Origin of the sequence: Marinobacter salinexigens (assembly GCF_008370345.1) — a bacterium.
Taxonomy (GTDB): domain Bacteria; phylum Pseudomonadota; class Gammaproteobacteria; order Pseudomonadales; family Oleiphilaceae; genus Marinobacter; species Marinobacter salinexigens.
This window is the reverse complement of record NZ_VTUU01000005.1, coordinates 150,624-171,664: the sequence shown is the minus strand read 5'-3', so window position 1 is coordinate 171,664 and position 21,041 is coordinate 150,624. Positions and strand designations below refer to the sequence as shown.

Below are 21,041 nucleotides of genomic sequence, written 5' to 3'. Positions count from 1 at the left end.
CAAGGTGACACGAACAGGCGTCAGGATCAGCAAGATCTTCAGCGAATTTGGCAATGTGAATGTCAGAGCAAGAGGCTGAATGGAGACGAGTCGTCGCCGAAGAAGTCAGCTTTTCGTTTCCATAAGGGACCATTTGACTTTGATGGCAAGGGGGTCCGCATACCGACTTGCATCCACGGGCCCGGGATTGAAGCGATGCTTCATCCGAGCCCGAAACTCATACCAACCCAAAATTTTCAGTAAAGTTTTCTTCATGATCTAAATTGAGATGTCCAATTTCGGCTACTAAGGAGCGTTTGGTCAACCTGGGCGACCAGGATCAGTTGAGCAATGGCATTGGGCAATCCATGAATCCAACAAGGAACATCAGTGGCAACGCTTGCTGGCCAAGAAGTGCGGCAGCGGACTTCTAATGGCCCCCGAGAGACGCTCCAGCTTATCAGCTGATGCATTGCCTAGACGGCAAAAGCCAGAAATAGCGGTTCAATCATAAAGGACAGATTTGATTTTTGGACTTCTGTCTATCAAGTCGAGGAGAGACTCATGGGTTTCATCCAGATCAGTTGGTTGAATGCTTACCGATCCGTAGCCGCCATCAGGAGTAATTGCGTAGGCCGCCACCCTGAAGGCTTCCATCCCTGACGATAGAACGGCAATCACATCCGAATTCGATTCCGCAACAATGGCACAGCGACCTGTGTACCCGGCGGGCAGGTAACTCGTTGCGGTCTCGCCGCCAATTTGATCTGCGACCTGTGCGATCACGATTCCACTGCTTTGGGTCTTCAAATTACGGGCCTGCCTATAAGTTGGCCAGTCAAGTCACCAGCCATTTTTGTTTGGATTTAACCGCTGGAATTCTACTTTGAGTGGCAAAGCCCAACTGAAAACAAAAAGTCATGCCTACCGGATCGTTTAAGTCTCTCTTATCAGTGCAGAGCCGATAGGATGTTGCAAAATTGTTCTGGATCCTTTCGTTATGCTCAAGCTCTCTCATGTTGTCGTGTTCGCAGCTCTTGGCGTTCTCTCTGTGAGCCATGCTTATCAGTACTCTGAGATCCAAACGCTCAAACAAGAGCGATCTCAGGCCACACAGACCCTCACGTCCAATGAAATTGTGTCCATCGTGGATCAACGGTTGGATGTCGCTGAACAAAGGCGGGCACAGGACAAATTTCAGACGCTGATAGCGGATTACGAACTGGCCTCTCCCAGAGTTCCGGAAGATCGACTCGTCTACGGCAGCCTTAACGCTCGCCTGACCATGCAGGAATTCAGCGATATTGAATGTCCGTTTTGCCGAAAAATGCATGGCGGTTTGAAATCCGTCGTTGATAACTCCCAGGGCGTCGTTAATTGGGAGTTCAAGCATTTCCCACTAAGCGGGCATAACCCGGCGGCGGCTATGCAGGCCAAGGCCGTAGAATGCGTGCGTGAGTCCTATGGCAATCGTGTTGCTTGGGCGGCTCTCGATCAGTTTTTCGAGAAAACGCGAAGTAATGGCCAGGGGGTCGGTGATTTGCCAACGTTTGCCCGATCAATGGGTTTGAGTGGGAAAGCAATGAAGCTATGTCTTCAATCCGATGCTCACCAAGACCGAATCTCCCAAGATTATCGGGAGGGATCGCAAATGGGTATTACCGGGACACCCGCTCTGAGAATTCTCGATCACAAAACTGGTCGGGATTACCTGATCAAAGGCTACAAGACACCTGAGCAGCTTACTCAAGCCCTACAGCAGATTCTGGGGACCTAACATGGCAATCTGCTTTATTGTTGATCGCGAAAATCCCCGAGAGCCTGACATCCTGGGCCCTATTGCTCATTTGCCACTGACCGTCGCGGATGCCCAAAAGAACATCGTGTTCGACATGGCGGCACCGGCAGACGGATGGACACAATTCCTTCTGGAAGCGGCCACAGCTCATCTGGAGTTCTCAGAACTGGATGCCTTTCTTGGTGCGGAATGGGTTGGATCTACAGAGGTTTGAGTGCGCCTATTGCGACCTGCCCTTTGTAACGTGGACAGCCTCGAGCTTTTCAGATTTTCCATAATCTTAGATTATGCGCAGTGTACTTGGGAGACCACCAGAGCCTGAAGCGGGTTCCAGGGCACGTCCTTGTGCCGACTTCGTTATTTTGTCTTCCGAGACGGTTTACTCTTTTCACCGACGGTTTCCCGCGGGTGTTTCTTGGCAAAGGTCTCGGTTACATAACGGCCTGTTACAGCGCTTCGGTATTTTTTGGACATGCGTCACCTCACATCAATGAAAAGATTCTAGCGATGCCCAGGGATGCCCTCGGCATCATCCTCATTTAGCGGTTTGGCCAACTCCGGAAATGGGCGCAAACACGCTGAAGCGTGCCGTTGACCATTCGGAAGTAGGCTCGAACGTAGACAGCGGGTCTGATGACCATGGCTGATCTCCTGTACGAGATAGCCAGTGAGGTGACGGTAAGAGGCGTTACGATCACGGGACGATAGATCCAAAGGGTATTGGCATACAAGCGTCTCGTTTTGTACTATTCTCAACCCATCAGTCTTACTGGCTGTGTGGATATAGGTAGGGGGTTATTCTTGGCGGAAGGCCCCTACCGCTTGGTAAAACCTCAGGGCTTCGGTCCTGGGGTTTTTTATCGCCTAAAGAAAGGCGATGGACTGATGATACTTGCCTTTGGCCACTTCGTCAGCCTACTTACCAAACAGACTCACAATATTGTGTTATCCAATATTTTCATTAAAAAACATATGGTTATATTGATTTTTCTAATTTCTATTTAAAAAATCAATGATTACTGCCAAGTACAATAGGATGAATGATTGGGCGGCAAGTTTTTCTGCCGTTTCAGACCGGTCTTCGATGATGTGAGGGTGCTCCTTTAATGCGACTAGGAGCACCATAATTTGATCGGAGATGGCTCCTATCCTAGAGGATATCCAGTTTCGGCAAATTCCTGACAATTTCCTGTGTTCTCATACTGACCGTAATCACCCGCAGGAACAGCTCAAGCGGATACCGTGGATTCCCCATGGTTTCGATCGCCCAGTCGTTTGCATCGTTGACGATGCCAGACTTTTTATCGGTCGTGACCGCCTGGCGTTCCATCACCCATTCCAGGGCTGGTTTGCCGTTTACGACGTAGTCGTAGGCTTCTTCCGGAATATTTTCGATGGTGATCTTGCCGTTGTAGATGACCTTGGATTTATCACCTCGCTTGGCGAATTTCATTTTGGTCACAGTGAAGTCGGCATCCTGACCACCTTTGACGCCCTGATCCGTGACTCGTAACCCCAGCGGGCCAGTAAGTTTGGCCTGGGTGTTTAGGTTCACGCTTTCGTAGTGCAGGTGCACCGCAGCCAGATCACGACCAGCCTGGGCAAAGGTAGCGAAGTCCGAATAGTGTTTCATACGCGGGATACGCGGCTGCTGTTTGCTGATGTTGTCGGCATAGCGCTCACGGTATTCCTCACTATGCAGAAGGCCGTAGATGTAATAGAAAATGTTCTCCTTGTTGATCGTTGAGCCAGAGTAAGCAGATTGGAAGTGCTCCAGAGCGTCATCAGTAATAGCATTCTGACGCTGACTATCTGAGTCAAAGTCAAGAGTGTCGGAAAGTCCTTGCGCATTTTCATTATAAAGATACAACGGGAAGTGTTGCCCATTAGCATTCAAGTGATACTCTGGAAAAATATCCGTAATAAGAACAGAAAAGTCTTTACCGGAGCCTGTGCCAGTCATATGAATTGATAAATTTTCTTTTTTGTAGAAAATCCTTTCATTTCTTCCAGGTCTTTCGATCAGGTCCTTATTGAATAAAAGGTTTTGCTTGAAGTATGGACGATACAGTATTTTTGAAATGTTACCTTCATCTAACTCTATAGTCTTTCTTTTCATGAGCTTACTAATCAGGCCGTCAGACCAAGAGTAGGATGCCGAGTCATAATTTACCGCATTTTTGACTACCGATTTTTCTCCTCGGCTAATGAGATCATCAAGTCTACCCATTTCGCGCTCATAGCCGTCTATAAGACTCTTTGCGTTTTTTAATAATTTATTCTTAGAGGAATTTACAACCCAAACATCACGATTAGTTTTTATGCCTCCGCTGTATAGTGAAAAAACACTATCTACAGACATATAGCGATCAAAGTTAGGATCTCTCTGATTCAGCCAGTCACCAAACTGGTCAGGTTGAATAGCCTGCCAACCTGCCTGCTGGGTAATGCCATCAATGCTGCCGAACGCAGAAACCGCTTCGAGTTTCTGTTCGCGGGTCAAGTAATCACCAATATCATGGAAGTAGATCTTACCGTGCTCGGCAGATTGGGGATTTTTGACCAGGATGGATACGGCAATAGGCGTGCGAGTGCCTTGTCCGAATACGTTGTCTTTCTCTTTTCGACGTCGCTCGCCTGAGGTTCGTGCATTACCTCGCAAATGGAAGACGTAAAGGTTACTGAACTCTTCAACCAGACACTTACGGAGCCCATCAGCCGTGTTGGCCTCGATGAACCCACCGTTGGTCACAAATCCAATCACACCACAATCTTTGACCCGGTCTGATGACCACCGAATAGCACGTACATAGGAGTCGTATAATGCATTCTTCAGCGTAGCTGATGATTTAGCTGCGTAGGTTGTACGGATGCGCTCGTCCAGCAATGGGTACTGCACATTAGCATTGTTGTCGTTCGCCGACTCCTGTCCTGCAGAGTATGGTGGGTTACCAATAACGACCCGAATATCCAGTGACTGCTGACGCTTACGCCGAGCACTGTTCTCTTCGAGAAGCTCATCAACCAGGTCAGCTTTTTCGCCCATCTGAAACGTATCAGTCAGACAGATCCCAGTGAATGGCTCATATTCTGGCTCGAAGATCAGATCATCATTTTCGCCACTCAGGTTGCCCGTCAGAATGCCGTGGTAGGTTGCCTCAATGTTGATTGCCGCAATGTAGTAGGCCAGCAGAACCAGCTCGTTGGCATGGATCTCGTGCTTGTATTTTTCAGGCAGGCGGTCGGCCGGGATGATTCCGCTTTGCAGCAAACGAGTGATAAACGTACCGGTGCCGGTGAATGGGTCCAGAATGTGGACATTCTTGTCGGCCATACTGGTGTTGAACTCGTTTTTTAGAACGTCTTCCACTGAGTGGAGGATAAAGTCCACAACCTCGATGGGGGTGTACACGATACCCAGACGATCCGTCATCCGAGGAAAGGCGTTTCGGAAGAACTTATCGTAGAGCTCCACGATGATTCGTTGCTTGCCTTCAGCGCTGTTAATGCCTTCGGCCCGAAGCTTTACGGATTCGTAGAAAGACTCCAGTGTGCTGCGCTCCTTGTCCAGGCTATGTTCATGCAGCTTATCCAGCACTTGCTGCATCGCCTGGGACATGGGGTTATGTTTGGCAAAACTATATTCTTCGAACAACGCATCAAAAACCGGCTTGGTGATCAGGTGCTGGGCCAGCATTTCGATGATTTCTTCATCTGGAATGCTGTTGTTCAAATCGTCGCGTAGTTCATTTGCAAATGCATTGAATGCGGCAATTTCCTCAACGTGGCTTTCATCTTCCAATATCGCTCTGATCCGGTCGATGTGGGTGTTGGCGATCTTGGCAATATCATTTGCCCAGTCTTCCCAGTGGTGCCTGTTGCCACATTTCTTAACGATTTTGGCGTAAAGCGCTCGCTCAATATCGCCGACCTCGAACACCAGCTCTGCCTGCTGATGATTCGGATTCGGATCATTAGAACCAATTGAACGTCCACCACGGGCACGACCGGCTTTACGCTCTTTTGTCGATTTTTTGGTGGCCTTCGGTGTCACCTTGTCTGCAACCGCCACGACCTCCATCTTGCTGGGCATGCTGCCGTTGAATTCCAGCTTGTTGATCATGGCGTCAAAGCGGTCATCGTGTGACCGAAGGGCGTTTAGAACCTGCCAAACCACGCGGTAGGTTTCGTTATTATTAAGGGCTTCTTCGGGCTCAACGCCCGCAGGAATAACGACCGGCAGAATCACGTACCCCAGGTCTTTTTCCGGAGCCAGGCGCATCACCCGGCCAACGGACTGCACCACATCCACTTGAGAGGATCTTGGTGTCAGGAACAGCACGGCATCCAGTGCGGGGACATCGACCCCTTCAGACAAGCAGCGCACATTCGAGAGAATACGGCAGGTATTGTCCTCCGTAGTGGCCTTCAACCATTCCAGTTTGGCTTCCTTTTCACTGGCGTTCATGCCACCGTCGACATGTTCAGCCTCGCAGGTCATGGTCAGCGCCTGATCAAGCGTGGCATCAGGATCTTTGTCGCGTAGCGCGGCTATTTCGGCTTCCTGATACTGCGACACTACCGCACCAAACATCTCAGAGATCAACTTCGAGCTGACCTTGTGGTTTTTGCCCTTGTATTCCTTTTCGATGACCTGGCAAAACGCAACCGCCCGCTTCATTGGGTCTGGTTCTTGCCCCATGGTTTCAACCAAGCCCTGTTTCGACAAGGCTTTCCAGCAACCCACGATCTTTGCGGCATCATCCACTTTGAGTGAGTTGTCGGCGTCTTTTAGAAGGCTCTGCAGGCGCCGGTTGACGTGGGTTTCCTCAACAGCGAGGACAATCACCTTGTAATCGACAAGCAGCTTGCGGGCTACGGCTTCGGAGAATGTGATGACATAAAGTTCCTCACCGTATAGCGACTTGTCATCCATTGAGCATAGTGTGACGTTCTCGGTGCTCTTGGCATCATCTCCATAGATGCGAGGGGTTGCTGTCATGTACAGGCGTTTGTTGCCCTGGATGTAGCTGTTGTCATGGACTCGAACAAAAGCTGATTCTTCCTCACCATCAAAAGTTGCACCGGTGGTTCGGTGCGCCTCGTCGCAGACGATCATGTCAAAGGCTGGGATCGGGTTGGCTCCAGTCGTCTGAGCCTCGTTCAGAACCCCAATGGAGTGATAGGTGGAGAACACAACGGTCATGGCGTCACCGCTGTGGTGATCTGCCATGTGTTTCTGCAGTGAGGCCGCGTTGGTGGTAGCTGGATATTGCAGGTCACTGATGCCGGCAATCACTCGGTCATCATCTTTACCGCGCCGCTTCCCGACATCGCTATCTGAGCAGACCGCAAAGCTTTTCAGGGGGATCGCAGATTCCTGAGTCCACTCTGTGAGTGTCTGACCAAGGAGAGAGAGGCTGGGGACAAGGAAAAGTACCCGTTTACCTTTACCAGCCATTGTTTCGGCTATCTTCAGCGAAGTGAACGTCTTGCCTGTGCCACAGGCCATAATCAGCTTGCCGCGATCAGCGGTCTTCAGCCCGCTCACCGCAGCGTTAAGAGCATCAACCTGGTGTTCACGGAGTTGCTTCTGAGCCTTGAGGACTGGCTTTGTATCCTCATGATACTGCGACCAGTCGATGACACTGTTTTCCAGGTTATGGAGGTCAATTCGGGACACGGGTGGGTGCTGATTCTCCAGGGAGTCCTGGGCATTGCCCGTCCATTTATCCGTTGTTGTGACAATGATCCGGTGACTGAAGTAGGTTTTGCCGGAGGCTGTGAAGAAGCTGTCGATGTCGCTTTTGCCGATCGTGTGGTCTGGCGAATAGTTCTTGCACTGAATTGCATGGAACTCGCCATCGGTGGTGATGGCTACCAGGTCGATACCGGTATCTTTCTTCGTGCTGATGCCAAGGTTTGTGCCGTATCGGTCAACCCAGTCGGAGTAGGACAGCACCTCAGAATATTGTTCTTTATAGAAGGGTTCCGTTTTGAAGTATTGAACCATCAGGTTCTCGAAGCTGGTTCCCTTGTCACGCTCTGTTAGCGTCATTTCTCTGAACTGCGACAGTATTCTTTGGAGGGCTGTCATCATCATTCCTTGGTCCATTGTTTTCATCCGCAGTCTAGGACTACTGCTTCTGGAATCTTTGCGGTAAAAATACCAGTTAGTTAGCACACAAGCTAAATAGGGTGCCCATTACGCCGAAGTGAAGCGTTGAGCGTGGTCCGACTAATCCCAAAGTGCTGCGCCACCTCTGTCTTGGTGATCTTCGGGTCCAATAACATTGCGGCAGCTTTCTGTGTGTCCGTCTTTGACAACGAGGGCTTCCGACCGCCCTTACGCCCCCTGGCCCGGGCAGCCTCCAATCCAGCCATCGTCCGTTCCCGAATCAGATCACGCTCAAATTCAGCCAGAGCCCCGAAGATATGAAACACCAAGCGGCCACCTGAACTGGTGGTGTCGATGGATTCCGTCAGGGACTTAAAGCCAATCCCGCGATCTTGGAGGTCCTGAACAATTTCTACCAGGTCCTTCAATGATCGAGCAAGGCGGTCCAGCTTCCACACGATCAGTACATCGCCCTGCCGGAGCATACGGAGACACTGCGACAACTCGGGTCGCTCACGTAAGGTTCCGGTAAATTTTTCCTGGAAGACCTGTTCGGCCCCGGCTTTCTCTAGGGCGTCCACTTGGAGTTCTGGGTTTTGGTCTTGGGTGCTGACGCGTGCATAACCTATGATCATGAAAGGGGCCTTTTCTTGTCATAGATTTTTGTACGTGATTGTTGGACACAAAACAAGACGAAATTGGTTAATTTTAAGGGGTAAGGCGGCGCGTTCAACAAACGACCGTTTTCCTGCTATCACGCGGTGCATGCTTCATTTGGATGTATTCGCAATTTAGTGGAGTTTAGCACCGCTGCAGCATGCTTCCTGTAACAGCCTAGAAATGCAATGCCCTCGGCGCTCCAGCTTCCATTGGCCAACCGCAAACAGATAGAAGGATTTGAAGGGGGCATCTTCGCTGGAGATACGAGGGACAGTTGTTGTTTCCGGCCATCTCCGGCTCTATACTGTTATCATATGAAGTATTGGAGCTTATCAAATGATAACTATTGAGTCCGGCGGAAAAGACAAATCCCGCAGCGAAGCAATGAAGGTGTTTAAGCCTCAGCTTGAAAAGCGGACGCAAAGCGATGATGAGCTACGCGCCCAAAAAGAGCTGGTGGTTAAGATCATCTTTAACAGAAACTCTACTTACCGAAAGGGAAATTCAGACATCGTTCATTCCATCATGGAAGGGTTTCCTGCGGCGGCAGTATCTCGGCTCGTTGAGTACCTCAACATTCGTCAGAATGAGATGCTAAAGCTTCTGCATATTACATCGGCAACTTTCAGTCGGCGCAGGAAAGACGGTAAGCTCGAGTCTGTAGAGTCCGATCGGGTCTACCGGTACACGCGTTTGGCTGCATTGGCTACGGATATGTTTCATGGTGATGGAGAGGCAGCCCGGCACTGGCTCAAGAGTCCTGCTTACGCCTTCAAAGGTGAAACACCGCTGGAACATGCTCAAACTGAATATGGTGCTCGTGAGGTAGAGAATCTGATCGGACGGATTCGACATGGAATTCCTTCATGAGTGATTTGAAGTTATTCAGGATATGCGACCCACAATACGCCGAGACTCCTGATCAGATGCTTTCTGGAGAGGGGGCTTTTCGATTTGGGGGGCGCTGGAATACTCCTGGGAATCGAGTTGTCTATTTAGCGGAATCCCTGTCGCTGGCTGCCTATGAGTTGCTTGTGCATGTTCCTGACCAAGTTATTGCACCCTACAAACGGATCCGGATTGAGGTTCCAGAAAAGCTAATCATGACGCTGGATGATTCTGTGCTTCCAGATGATTGGCAGGAACCCGGCCACCCTGACTTGGTAGCGATCGGTGATGACTGGATTGCCAGCGAACAGTCTCTGGGCCTGTCAGTACCTAGCGCCCTAATCCCTGGAGAACGAAACGTAATTTTGCTTCGGGATCACCCCGATTTTGACAAAGTGCGGGCTGGCGAGATTGAAGATTTTCGTTATGACGCTCGGCTTACGGGGCTTATGAAAAAGCGCTTATCGTCGATTGTCGATGATGAAGATAACGACTGAGCTCAGCCATCAAGGACAATCGCCAGCGTTAGCTTGGGGAGCATCCCCTACTCGCCGAATTTCCCGGGACCCCCAGATCAGCACACAGGGCTTACCCGAGCGGTCCCATACAGCAATCGCAGGGTCTACGGATTCTGCAGCAAGCGCCCTCGCCTTTTGTTCAGCCTCATGCAAGGATGCAAATCCGTGTTGGTCGCTCCTATCAGCCGTAAAATAACCACAGTAAAATTCTGATTCTTTCATTTCATACCTGCCTTGGTATTGCCGCATTTAGTTCAGAAGGCGGCTCGCACTCCTGCTGTATTGATCAATCAGTTGTCTGTACTGGTTTACGGTGTCTGAATCCAAGCCAATTGCTTCACCCCGCGTTGCCAACTCATGGGCTGCGGCAACGAGAGCCCCATCAAGCTTGTCCTCGTAACGCGTGTCTTTCAGGTTCACATCAATGGCGGATTGAAGGACTTTCAAACCGTCCTGAAGGTTCTGCCTGGAATTGGAGAGCCAGAAGCCCACCCGGTAGCGACAGGGCGCAAAACCAACTTCGGCACATCGGCTGAAGGCGTCCATCGTCTCTTGCGCTACCTCTCTGAGACCACTGTTCTCAATGATTGGCGCCATAGGAATGGCAACGTCCGGCCCTTTGACCAAATGCTTCAGAAGATTGGTTTCGGCCACAAAATAGTCCGCCGGCCAGTATCCTTGTTCTGAGGCCTTTTTCATTAGGTCATAGGCAGCCTTGTCCCTATTCGGTATATCCGCTTCAGCAAACAGCAGAAGCAGAGCATTGTTGACCAGGACATCAACACTCATGTCCCCGCTGGCCAGCCTGTTTACCCAGTGGTTCGGTCCGTAATGAACAATGAAAGGGATACCAACCTCTTCTTCGAAATGTGGCGACGTTGGCGTGGTGTGGTCCATGCCGATTGCTAAAAGCAGCGTTTGCAGGCGCTCTTCGCTGGTGTCCAGGTTGTGACCGAAAATTTCCGAGACGAGATCAAAGGTAACCTCTGGGAACGGCTTACCAGGAAGAGCTTCAGAGGAGGCCAAGACCGGTCCAGCCATCATGGCACCTACCAAACAAAGAGAGCCGACTAACCTCTTCATTTCACGAGCTCCCGGTCCCTTACCTCGTCGATCTGCCAACTGTCGATGTCTGTTGAGTAGCGAAGCTCGATGGTGCGTGCAATTGTCGGAACGTAGTCCACACAGGTGTTGGTCACCAGGTAATGCAGTTCAGATTGCCGGGTTTGAGAACCATAGGTTTTGGCGGCCTGGAACGTGAGGCTCTCGCACTTTGCATTCATCCGTTCGAGTTCGAGAACACGATGCTGCTCAATGTCAGCGCCCTGGCCGGTCGTCTGGGACAAATGAGCGACTAATCCGCTTAAAGAGCGGCGGTATTTCCGACTGTAGAAGACATTCAAATCTCGATCAGACAAACCAACCGCAGCCTTGTCGTAGTAAATTTCAACCAATTCTTTGGCGTTCGCTTCCGTTGCCAAACGCAGAGACTTTCGGTCGAATTCAGGGGGATCGGCGAGCGCCAATGTGCTCAGGCCTGCCGAAAGGAGCAACAGGGTCAGTTTTTTCATCACTTATCTCCAAAGTAGCCTTTGCGGTCCATTTTGAGCTTCCGCCAAATCGGCAGAATCTTCTGCACCAGCTCATCACGATTTCGAATCGCTCGAATTCGAATGATCGGTTGATCCGCATCTTTTGTTTCAAGGACCAGCGTGGACAGACCGAACAGCCCCATGAGCCCTGCCGGCGGACTCTTGATATCCGAGACCTCTGACATCTCGCAGAACAACTCTTGGCGGAAAATTGAGGTAATGCCCTTCGCTTCTTTGATCTTGTTGCGGGTGATAACTGTTCGCTCACACTTCACAGTTAGGTAGGACATGAGAACGTTCAGGACGCCAACGATGAGAAGCCCGTAGATTGAATACGTGACGACTTGATCGATCAGTGGTGTGTATTGCGCTTTAAGGCCTGCGTTCCACAACACCAGGCCAACGCCGGCTGCCGCAAAAACAAGGCCCCAAAAGATAAAGCTGCCAAGATTCACTATCTGGGATGGACTGCCCTCCCAGACGACTTCTTCGTTGTCATATGAAACGGGGGTGCTAGCGTCCAAAGGATCCGATTTCGGATTCGCTTCAGCCTCGATTTGATTGTTTTCACTCATGATGTCGTCCTATGCAGCTCGAGCATGTTCCAGGCAAGCCAGTGCCGTCGTAATCGAAGCAGTTGCCGGAACGTCGGGCTGGTGCCTGTTGGGTTTATGGTGGAGGTGGCCTGTCGAGCCCAGAACGAGGTGAACCACTGGTCTCAGTCCGGCGGAAGCCAAAAGCCAATTGTCTGGTTGATGATCAACAACGATCAGAACATCCTGCGGGCGGGATTGGGCAATCACGCTGCCCAATATGGTTTCCGGATCCCTTGCCAGGTCCAGATTGTCTAAAACCAGGACCGGGCACTCTGAGGGAATCTGAATCACGTTCTGCCTCTTGCACTCAATCAGGCAAAACTTAGAAAAGTGTTCGAGCAACTGAAATAAACTTCGTTCGATGGCCGCGTCAGCAGTGTGGAATTTGGTAACCCGCATGACATTCATTGTTACCGCCCTCACCTTAAAGCCCGCTCAAACGCGCCAAGCAACAACATGAAGCTGATCGACATGCCCAGTGCGGTGATTGCTCGACTGATGCTGCGATACACCCGCTCTTTCTCCTTATAAAGCCCCGTCACAGAGAGCCCGATCTCTACGCAGGCAAAGAGAATTCCCATTTTCGCGGAGATGAAGAGCAACAGGGGAAACGTCATGCTGACCGGGTCACCCATCTGGATGATGACAAACATCGCGATCGCAGCAGCCACGACAACGAGGATCGGGTATGACCGGGGCGAGCGAAGCCAGCGGGAAAACATCTTTTACAACCCAGACGCGATTTTCGGACGCGACCATACTTTGATGGGCGGATGATCGGCTTTTCTGTCTGCTAGGACTCCATCGAACATCGCCACGAGACGAATCACTGAAATCCCCTCTTTTACTGCGAGAGCGATGATTCGGAAATAAGCCGCAGTGGCTGAGTCGGCCGTTGCCTCGAACTGGTACTTGGTTCGGTTTTCCGTGTACACGTCAGCATTGAAAAATTGCCCATCACAAAGCCGGCCGCCGAAGTTCGCGTGAACGATATTGGTCAATGGGTCACCCCGTCAGAGAAAAAGTGAAGCGAAAAGGACCAGTGCGGCGCCTGTGATGACCACATTGATCTGCCGATCCTGAGACAGAAGCTGCTCACGCTGCTGGCCGTCGATCTTTCCGGACTGGAAAAGCCGGTTAACGAGCCATCTGATTAACGGTGTGGTGATGAACATGAAGGCGCCCTCCTGAGCTTTTGGCCAGTTTATTGAGGGCACTCGACGAATTGGGAATCAAAAGGTCAGCGGAGTGTGACCTTTTAAAATTCTGGTTTCGGGTAGTCGCCGGCGGCCAGAGCCTGCTCAACGAGCGCAATCTGGAACACCAGGTATGCGGCTGTATTCAGATTCTGCGAGTCATCCAACCACGACTGAAGTGTCCCAGCTTCCTGCTGTTTGAAAATTTGAAAGGCGTCGGCGCACGCAACCGCGGGGTTGATGTTGCTGTAGGGCAGGAAACTGGCAAGAGAGTGTTGCTCAGCCAGGCGAAGAATCACTTCGCGTGCTCTACCCAGGATCTCTCGATCATTCCGATACAAAACACCGACCGGTGTGCGCAAAGCCATCCAGGTAGCAATGTCCGCCAGCAAGAATCGTCCTGATAGTGAGTAGTGAACGAGGATGATCGAAGCCGCAACCAACCCCACTTGATCAGCGATGCCGGCCGCCTCGAAGCGAAAGCTCAGTTCAACCAGAAGAAACACTGACAAGGCCCAGATGACCAGTGACGCTCCAGCCGCAATCAGGCGAGCCGGTGTACTGGACAGACCTTGAAAAGTAACCGCCTTGAATAGCTCTGATGTGAAACCCATGTCCGCGATATCCCTGTTTTATTTACTTGTTCTTACATTCTCACGGAATTATTCACGGGCAAGAGCCTTATGCCGCCGTCAAATGTGGGATCATAATAAAGTTGGCAGCTTTTAGGTGGGGCGCCAGAAGCGGAGAGCTACGGGAGGCATACTGTAGTGGTCAACTAACCCCGGACAGTACTTTAAGTTTTTCTTCCGCAACTCTGGAAGGCCCTAAAATGGGGTCAGGTCAATCGCTTGTTCAGCCATATCAACAAAGTCTTACTGTTCGCAGCAAACGGGTAAAACTCATGCTTTATCGAACGCCCTCGCAAAGGGCTTCTGATGTTGATGGAAGCGCACATGGCCCGCAGAGTTGAGTCTGCGCCTAGCTTCTGAAAAGGCGGGAGTGATATAGCCCCAGTTGGAGGTGCGCGAGAAGTAGATAACATAGTCAATGTTGGCGTCGCGCCACTTATTCTCAACGAAAACGTTATCATCGCCACTTTCCAGTGACTTCACTTGTATGCGGTAGTAGTGGTTGTCGTCTGCCACAACAAGATCTGTTTTCCGGTCATGGTCTGTAACTGGCATAAACACTTCCCAGCCATCAGCTGTAAACCAGCTAGCGGCTAGGTTTTCGTAAGAAATTTGCTTGTAGTGTCGGTATGCGGGGGCAGTACGCTGCGCGTTTTTTATGGGCATGATGGCACCTATAAATTGATGCCGTATGTCGGGCTATGGCTTCCCGAATACGAACCGGATCACCCTAAAGGTTGATCCCCAATTTACAATCACCATGCAGCTACAACTGACATCTAGCGACAAAGACTGCCAGCCTCGAAGAACCCCGAACGGAATATCTTTCGTGAATGCCGCTATCAGACCCTAAGGGCCGTGATCAATTTGAATTTGAAATTTATCAGCGATAGGGGGTAGCGTCAATCCAAGTGTCGAGCAGAATGTTGGTGTGGCTACTCCATGAGGCGTCACCGGAGATGGTGCGTCTGTAATTATGGGGGGAACACTAGTACTAAGAATTAAAAAGCTTCTCCGATGTGAAGTCTTCTGGGCCTTGTCAGAGCCATTAAAAATAGCCGGTCGCTGTGTCGCAAAAAGGTTCGCTTTCCAATGAAAGCATGGGGACATCGAGCTCAAGAAAAAAACCCGCCGAAGCGGGTTTTGTGTGTCTATTTCAATTTTCGACAGTCTTGTTGATCCGCCAGGCGACAAATCTCTTGCCACTGAAGGCGGCGCTGATAGACCACAAAGCCGGTACCGACTGTGCCTACCAAGGTTAGGACGATTCCAAACATGAGAAAAACTGACATGGCATTGCCCATCACTGTTTACCTCTTGTCATTGGAGCGGAACCCTTACTGACAGTCAAGTTCAGCCGCTGGCTTCGCAGCACCAAAAGATCCTGGATCAGTTCATGTCCTGCGAGATCGCGAGCCATTTCCACTTCTAACATGAGAATGATGGCGAGCAACCACATCACTAGAACCATTGCGATTGCGTCAAAACTGGAAAGTTCCAGTCCATCGGCAAAGGTTTGGAACAGGTGTCCGGCCATTAAAGCTGAGGCAGCGTAGGCCATCGTTTTCAGACTGCCCACCAACCTGGTGCTTCGCCGGTAGCGCATTTTCTGAATGATCAGATCCTGCGTCCGTAGTTTGTTGAGTTTCTGGTAAAGCAATTTCATACGTGTGTTCTCTCCAGGCATGACCTCGCTCAGAGAAAACAAGCCAGACCCCGGAGAGGGTTGGCTTGCTCTCCGAGGTCGGCAGTTTGTGGTTTAAGCTGTCTGTCGTGGACGGTCCCTTAATAGGTTTCCAATCTGGCTAAAACCAGAAGGGTCACGCTTCAACTGGTCCGCCCAGTCCACACCTTTTGAATCCGATTCGAGCATCGGAATTGATGGCAAAATCAGCTGAACATCCAGGCCCAGAAGACTGAGCTTCTCGGCCAGCGTGTTGGCAGCGACTTCACCCGCTTGGTTACGATCTTTGTCGACGAAAATCAGAACCTTTTCTACCCATTCGGGCGGCAGAAACGATTGCATCATGGTCGTCGAAAGCGTTGGCCACACTGGCAGCTGCGTCATGAGTGTTACCGCAAGAGCTGTTTCCAGTCCTTCTGCGACACCCATAACGGTTCCTTTCACCGGGTTCACGCGAATCTGGCGTCCGCGGCTTTCTTTGTTGACCGCCGGCGTGAGTTTTCGCGACTTGTTCTTGCCGTCGGAAAACTCGACCTTCAGCCCACTTTTGGTGATGAACGTCCGATGAATCGAGACTGGTTCACCCGCATTGTTGCGGACCAGACCGAGGATCGCGCCGTACTGACCCAGCGTTTGACCGTCGGCACCAACGTAGTTGAGTGACGGGTGGAACCGCAGGTCATCGGCGAGCATCGCTGCTGTGCGTAGACTTCTGCGTTCGAAATAGGCTCTCGCCGGGTACGATCGCAGGTCGTTCAGTGGCAGAGCACCCCCCCAGATCTGGTTAAGCCAAAGCCGAAGCTTTGAATCGTCCTGGATCTGAGTCTTGGGCGTCCTGATAGGTTTGGCGTCCACGATCCTTCCGCCCAAAAAGGCTTCAAGTTCGTCGTAGGTCTTGGTGAATGACCAATCGTTCACCCACATCAGCATGTCGATGCCTTCGGGAATCACTCGCCAAGCCTGTTTTACGCCGCCACCAGTGGTGTTGGCGTCACGAAACAGCCGGAAGCCATCGGTACCACCGTCAACGGGACAAGGCACGTTCTGGCCAAGCTTATTGACCGCAGTTTCGAGGGCTGGCGCCAGTGCAAGGAAAGCACTGAGCCAACGTCCTTCCATGCGACGTTTCAGAGCAGTTGAGTTTCGTTTTTCCATGGTTCTCCTCCAGACAGTGAACTTTTCAAGGGACACTGCCGAGCAGTGAGTAAGAAAGGGCCGGGGCCCTTTCAATCATCAATGAAGCGTCAGAACGACTCTTTTGTATTGCACCCAGGTATTCCCAAACTGTTGGAAAAACAATTCGGTGGTTTTCCGGGGCTCATAGATCGTCATGAGTCGGATTGGCTTGCCGTTCCGCGTGGTCAGGCCGTGCTCAATCGAGAGTTCAGGTTGTTGAGACATGGTGCGTTTCCTTTTGAGTATTGAGGGAACACACCAGCCCCAAGGGACAGAGTGTGTCCCTTAGAGGGTTGAGGTCTTTTCTTAGCCAAGCATCTTCTTGCGGTAGTACCGCAGCCACTCGACCATTGTTTCCGGATCCACGCCCCACTCCCTGCAGCAAGCTGCAAATGAGAAGGGCATTTCCCGGTTTTCGGACAGAATCCACTCCCAGGCTTCATCGCACGGTTTGCGAACACCACCGTGCTGACGTATGCCAAAGGCGCTTTTTACTGACTCGATTAGAAGCCGTTCACGAATATCTGCGAAGGCTGATTCGGGGATCTCCTGTCGTGGGCCCGAAGGCTCACAGAAGTCCGGTTTCCGAGAGGTTTCCATGCGTCCTCCTTGCGAAGAACACACCAACCCAACGGGAAGATGTGTTCCCGCGTGGGCTGTTGGAAGATTGTGGAGTCAGGGATCGAGATCGAGGACGTTGCCGGCGATGCGAAACAAAGCTGATTGCAGCTCCCTCACATCGTTGATGACGGTCCAATTCCCAAAATATGACTTCACAGCGTTTGAACCTATACCAATGGCATAGGTGTCGATCTGGTGTTTCATCAGATCCAGCAGGTAGTTGACTGCGTGACCGTTGTTCGGAGAACCGTCGGTAATCACAATCAGGACCTGACGTGGTTTATGACTGGCACTGAGTTCCCGTGCCGCGTAGAGCATTGCTTCAGCCAGAGGTGTGCCACCGCCGGAACTGACCAGGAAGCGCCCAAGATTGGGTCTCACCGGTTGTCCACGATGGATCATCGGACTGACACTCCCCCCACAACCCGGAAACATCGACACCGCGATGTCACATTTCGGGATGGTGGAAATAGCCAGCGCCAACGACACAGTGGCCTGATTGGCAATCTCCTGTCTTTGGCTCATGGAACCACTCGTATCGAGCAGCACATGAACCGAGGTTTCAGGCCTCTTGTGTTCATCTCGCTGGATGAACACCCGAGTGTCGCCTGCAGCCAAACGGCTTAGACGACGGCCATCAACGCGGCGCCCGCGGTCATGCAACCACTGGCGCTGTCGGGTTTCAGCCTGTAGAAGTCCCAGCAATCGGCTGCGAATGCTTGAAGACGTCAAAATGCCCGCCTGCAATTCACTCGTGTCACCGTTACCGTTCCTCATGTCCTGGCCCACACCGGTATCAATCTCGAAAGATTTACCGGACTGGTCTTCACGGGCCTGTGAGCACAAGTCTTCTTTTAGCTGTTGACCGGGATTGGTCGGCATATCCTGCTCCGACATAACCCGTTCATAGGTGCCTCCTGCGCCAGCGTCGCTGGAATCGTCCGAAGACGAGTCCGATTCTGCCTGGTCACCAGCTGAGTCCTGATCAGACATTGATTGCTCACCGGATGCATCCGACGGGCCTTCTGTCTGGTCAGCGGCTTCAGGAGAGGAATCCCCCTGATTGTCGCCATTCTCAGATGAGGAACTGTCTGAGTTGGAGTTCGGGTCCGAAGAATCCCCCTGGCCGTCGGGTGACGGATCAGGCGGCTGTGACGAATCACTATCCGGGCCGGACTTTCGCTCCTGCTCTTCCTCTTTTTCGGCATCCTTTAACGCTTTCAAAATGGCCCGGGCCACCTTGAGAGCGTCATCACTCGTTGTCATGGACATCATGTATTTCGCCAGCAGCCCGTCCAAACGAACGAAGAAGCCTCTGGGAAACGTCTGCTCCAAGACCTTCAAAGACTCTGGAATCAGCGGTTGGTAGACCTGCCGATCCAGAAACTCCCCATACAACCGGTGGTAGAGGTAACGAAACAATTGTGATGCCTCGCTTTCTGCCGTGGTTGGTACGGGTGTCCAGCCTCGCTCATGGATGTAGTTCTCCATGGCTTCCAGCGTGAACTGAGTCCCGGGAAAGGCGTGCTGGATAGCACGCTCAATCCGGATGTCCTCAATCAAGTTGGTCATACTCTTTTCGATCTCAGACCGGCACTTTTTTAAGGTGTCGAAACTGGACTCGCGAATATGAGCTGCTTCGTGAGAGAGATAGCCAAACAGCACATCTTTCATCTCACTCATGTTGTCCAGCATAGGCAGCACAATGGTTTTGCCATCTGTCATGGCGTCTGAGCCCGAAAGCACGACGCGCACACCAAATTGCTCACCATAGGCAGCTGCCACGATTGGTAATGCCCGCTCGAGAGCGTATTGTCTTTGGTTCATAGTTCCGCTCCTAGAAGTAGGCGCCCATTGCTGATGCAGTGGTTGGATAGGTTGAGGAAGGTGAAACCTGGGGCTGTGCGTTTCCGCTCTGGAGCCCGGCGATCAGTTTTGTCACCGAGAATTCTCCAGACACGATCCGCTCCAACTTTTTATCGTCAGAACACATCGTGAGGAACGTCAGTACCCTGCCGAACACAGGATGATCCTGGTCGATTCGTTCCGCTGGGATGGAGCTACACAGCGCGCGGAATTCGCCAAGAACCCTAAGAATCCGGCCGTTGCCGAAACTCAGGGTGTCCAGCTTGGTCACCAATGGGTCGAGTTGTTTGCAAAGTGTCTTTCCGCCGATGGCGCGTTTCCGCTCCAGAAGACGGTCGGACATCTCACGGCAGCTCAGTCCGACTTCGTGCAGGATTTGATCGGCAATTTCTGCCTCATCCGGTTCGAAGCCTTCCAGGGGCTGCATTTTGTAGAGCTTGAATTCGAACTTGAATGCGCTCGCCACGGTTTCACGGTCAGGAACCTGATCCCGCATGATGTGAGCGTACTCTTCGTTCTCCGCGATCCAGTCTTCCTTGTTGCGGTCAAAATCATTGAGAAATTGCTGCAACGCGGATTCAAATCCGGCCTTCACGGTTTCGAGTTTGGCAACTACGTCATCAATTGCTTCATCGCGTACAGCGAATCCGCCCATGAAACGTGTGCCTTCAGCCAGACATGCTCTTTCTGCCGATTTGCGCTTACTGAGCAATGGATCGAGAGCTTTGGGAGGAAAGATCTTCTTTCGACCCAAATCCAGCAGTTTCTGTGGTGGCATATTGCCGTCTGTGCCCAATCGGATATCACTGTCGCGAGAGGCTTTTTTCTCACCGCTCCAACACCGCATTTTCAGATGGACAAGAGTGGTCCCATGGATGAATTCCATGTGTTATCTCCTAAGCAATTATGAGAAGAGGGTGTACCGCCGGAGGCCGGCGGTGAGTTGTGGTTCAGAGAACCGGGGTCGAGGAAAGACTCAGAAAAAGGCGGCCTTTGTGTTTGACTCAATTACCGTCAAATCAATTGGGGCCTCGATTGCGCCCAGTGCGATGGCGTATTTCCTGAAGTCAGCAGGGGGACAGCTCTGACGCATGTCCGAAAACTCCTTGGACGTTCCATAAAGCTCTGCGAGCTCATCGAAACTGTCCGTCAGGAGAGTATTGTCGTCGTCCACAATTTCTATGGGTGCAAATGAGAGCGAGGCTGAGGGGCCTTGCTCAGTCAGATGCCGACGAAGAGCAAACAGCAGCAGAATCGCCAACGGACCTTCGGAAAGTTCCGCGCCGCCGCTGTGACTGCCACTTAAAAGGCTTTTGAACACCGGTAGTGAAGCCAGTGTGGTTGCCTCATCACGGAATTGCTCCGTGAACGTGTTGAGTGCAGACGCCAAGAAGCTGGCGATCTGCGTTTCGGGAACCTGAGTCGAGATCCGAAACCAAAACTGGTTTGGAATGCTGCTCTCCAGGTCGTCTTTCGAAACAACCATGTTGGTGCTTCGATCGATCGTCAGGGATTTGAATTTGAGGTAGCCCTTGCGAAGTTTCGCTTCGTACTGCCTTCTCCAATCCGCCTTATCCGAGGAACGATAAACCAAGGGCTTCCCACGGCGTCCATACCACACATCGTGACCACCTTTGGCGTTTGGCCGCGTATCTATCGCCCAATATTTATCGGACGTTTTATCGGCGTAGTGCAGGACACGGATATCGTCGCTCAT

The 21,041-nt window shown here is 51.5% G+C and carries 23 protein-coding genes; 5 read left to right on the top strand and 18 right to left on the bottom strand.

What is annotated here, in order from left to right; translation table 11 throughout:
• Positions 1-483: 483 nt before the first annotated feature.
• Positions 484-765, bottom strand: a complete 282-nt coding sequence (locus FWJ25_RS12240) for a hypothetical protein (protein WP_149600548.1) — start codon at positions 763-765, stop codon at positions 484-486.
• Between the two features lie 214 nt (positions 766-979).
• Between FWJ25_RS12240 and FWJ25_RS12235 the strand changes: the two genes are divergently transcribed.
• Together FWJ25_RS12235 and FWJ25_RS12230 are read left to right on the top strand one after the other, a co-directional pair.
• Positions 980-1,756: a DsbA family protein gene (locus FWJ25_RS12235; RefSeq protein WP_149600547.1), complete on the top strand. Its 777-nt coding sequence runs from the start codon at positions 980-982 to the stop codon at positions 1,754-1,756.
• A gap of 1 nt (position 1,757) precedes the next feature.
• Positions 1,758-1,991, top strand: coding sequence for a hypothetical protein (locus FWJ25_RS12230; protein WP_149600546.1), 234 nt, complete (start codon positions 1,758-1,760; stop codon positions 1,989-1,991).
• A gap of 936 nt (positions 1,992-2,927) precedes the next feature.
• On the opposite strand, the gene FWJ25_RS12220 is transcribed toward FWJ25_RS12230, so the two are convergent.
• Both FWJ25_RS12220 and FWJ25_RS12215 read right to left on the bottom strand, forming a co-directional pair.
• A complete protein-coding gene (locus tag FWJ25_RS12220) occupies positions 2,928-7,874 on the bottom strand; it encodes a DEAD/DEAH box helicase (protein ID WP_149600656.1) in 4,947 nt (1,648 codons plus the stop codon).
• A gap of 92 nt (positions 7,875-7,966) precedes the next feature.
• Positions 7,967-8,530 (bottom strand): recombinase family protein, encoded by a 564-nt coding sequence (locus FWJ25_RS12215; RefSeq protein ID WP_149600544.1) that lies wholly within the window; start codon positions 8,528-8,530, stop codon positions 7,967-7,969.
• A gap of 361 nt (positions 8,531-8,891) precedes the next feature.
• Between FWJ25_RS12215 and FWJ25_RS12210 the strand changes: the two genes are divergently transcribed.
• Positions 8,892-9,425 carry an Xre family toxin-antitoxin system antitoxin gene (locus tag FWJ25_RS12210; protein ID WP_223163246.1) on the top strand — a complete coding sequence of 178 codons (534 nt, stop codon included), beginning with the start codon at positions 8,892-8,894 and terminating at the stop codon, positions 9,423-9,425.
• Positions 9,422-9,940, top strand: coding sequence for an RES family NAD+ phosphorylase (locus FWJ25_RS12205; RefSeq protein ID WP_149600543.1), 519 nt, complete (start codon positions 9,422-9,424; stop codon positions 9,938-9,940). Before FWJ25_RS12210 ends, FWJ25_RS12205 begins: the two co-directional genes overlap by 4 nt.
• A gap of 270 nt (positions 9,941-10,210) precedes the next feature.
• Here the strand turns inward: FWJ25_RS12205 and FWJ25_RS12195 are convergent, their stop codons facing one another.
• Genes FWJ25_RS12195 through FWJ25_RS12185 form a run of 3 tightly spaced genes read right to left on the bottom strand, consistent with a single transcriptional unit; the run spans position 10,211 to position 12,128 of the window.
• Positions 10,211-10,987 carry a hypothetical protein gene (locus tag FWJ25_RS12195; protein ID WP_246166801.1) on the bottom strand — a complete coding sequence of 259 codons (777 nt, stop codon included), beginning with the start codon at positions 10,985-10,987 and terminating at the stop codon, positions 10,211-10,213.
• 53 nt (positions 10,988-11,040) lie between these two features.
• Entirely contained in the window at positions 11,041-11,532 is a 492-nt protein-coding gene (locus tag FWJ25_RS12190; RefSeq protein WP_149600541.1) for a hypothetical protein, read from the bottom strand.
• A complete protein-coding gene (locus tag FWJ25_RS12185) occupies positions 11,532-12,128 on the bottom strand; it encodes a hypothetical protein (RefSeq protein WP_149600540.1) in 597 nt (198 codons plus the stop codon). Before FWJ25_RS12185 ends, FWJ25_RS12190 begins: the two co-directional genes overlap by 1 nt.
• A gap of 24 nt (positions 12,129-12,152) precedes the next feature.
• Here FWJ25_RS12185 and FWJ25_RS12180 point away from each other — a divergent pair, with 24 nt between their 5' ends.
• A complete protein-coding gene (locus FWJ25_RS12180) occupies positions 12,153-12,404 on the top strand; it encodes a hypothetical protein (RefSeq protein WP_149600539.1) in 252 nt (83 codons plus the stop codon).
• Positions 12,405-12,568: 164 nt separating this feature from the next.
• Here the strand turns inward: FWJ25_RS12180 and FWJ25_RS12175 are convergent, their stop codons facing one another.
• The 12 genes from FWJ25_RS12175 to FWJ25_RS12130 all read right to left on the bottom strand — a co-directional run bounded on the left by FWJ25_RS12175 (position 12,569) and on the right by FWJ25_RS12130 (position 21,041).
• Entirely contained in the window at positions 12,569-12,871 is a 303-nt protein-coding gene (locus tag FWJ25_RS12175; RefSeq protein WP_149600538.1) for a hypothetical protein, read from the bottom strand.
• Positions 12,872-12,874: 3 nt separating this feature from the next.
• Positions 12,875-13,150 (bottom strand): hypothetical protein, encoded by a 276-nt coding sequence (locus FWJ25_RS12170; protein ID WP_014575775.1) that lies wholly within the window; start codon positions 13,148-13,150, stop codon positions 12,875-12,877.
• Positions 13,151-13,162: 12 nt separating this feature from the next.
• A complete protein-coding gene (locus FWJ25_RS19625) occupies positions 13,163-13,324 on the bottom strand; it encodes a hypothetical protein (RefSeq protein WP_188093622.1) in 162 nt (53 codons plus the stop codon).
• A gap of 83 nt (positions 13,325-13,407) precedes the next feature.
• Entirely contained in the window at positions 13,408-13,959 is a 552-nt protein-coding gene (locus tag FWJ25_RS12165; protein ID WP_149600537.1) for a hypothetical protein, read from the bottom strand.
• 288 nt (positions 13,960-14,247) lie between these two features.
• Positions 14,248-14,643, bottom strand: coding sequence for a group I intron-associated PD-(D/E)XK endonuclease (locus FWJ25_RS12160; protein WP_149600536.1), 396 nt, complete (start codon positions 14,641-14,643; stop codon positions 14,248-14,250).
• A gap of 637 nt (positions 14,644-15,280) precedes the next feature.
• The gene (locus tag FWJ25_RS12155) at positions 15,281-15,643 is read right to left on the bottom strand and encodes a hypothetical protein (RefSeq protein ID WP_149600535.1); all 363 of its coding nucleotides are present in this window, start codon (positions 15,641-15,643) and stop codon (positions 15,281-15,283) included.
• Between the two features lie 93 nt (positions 15,644-15,736).
• Positions 15,737-16,816 carry a DUF7146 domain-containing protein gene (locus tag FWJ25_RS12150; RefSeq protein WP_188093621.1) on the bottom strand — a complete coding sequence of 360 codons (1,080 nt, stop codon included), beginning with the start codon at positions 16,814-16,816 and terminating at the stop codon, positions 15,737-15,739.
• A 78-nt stretch (positions 16,817-16,894) separates the two neighbouring features.
• Positions 16,895-17,062, bottom strand: coding sequence for a hypothetical protein (locus FWJ25_RS19620; protein ID WP_188093620.1), 168 nt, complete (start codon positions 17,060-17,062; stop codon positions 16,895-16,897).
• Between the two features lie 81 nt (positions 17,063-17,143).
• Entirely contained in the window at positions 17,144-17,437 is a 294-nt protein-coding gene (locus tag FWJ25_RS12145) for a hypothetical protein (protein WP_188093619.1), read from the bottom strand.
• Between the two features lie 75 nt (positions 17,438-17,512).
• Positions 17,513-19,285 (bottom strand): vWA domain-containing protein, encoded by a 1,773-nt coding sequence (locus tag FWJ25_RS12140; RefSeq protein WP_149600533.1) that lies wholly within the window; start codon positions 19,283-19,285, stop codon positions 17,513-17,515.
• A 10-nt stretch (positions 19,286-19,295) separates the two neighbouring features.
• Positions 19,296-20,210, bottom strand: coding sequence for a DUF3150 domain-containing protein (locus FWJ25_RS12135; protein ID WP_149600532.1), 915 nt, complete (start codon positions 20,208-20,210; stop codon positions 19,296-19,298).
• 90 nt (positions 20,211-20,300) lie between these two features.
• A complete protein-coding gene (locus FWJ25_RS12130) occupies positions 20,301-21,041 on the bottom strand; it encodes a hypothetical protein (protein ID WP_149600531.1) in 741 nt (246 codons plus the stop codon).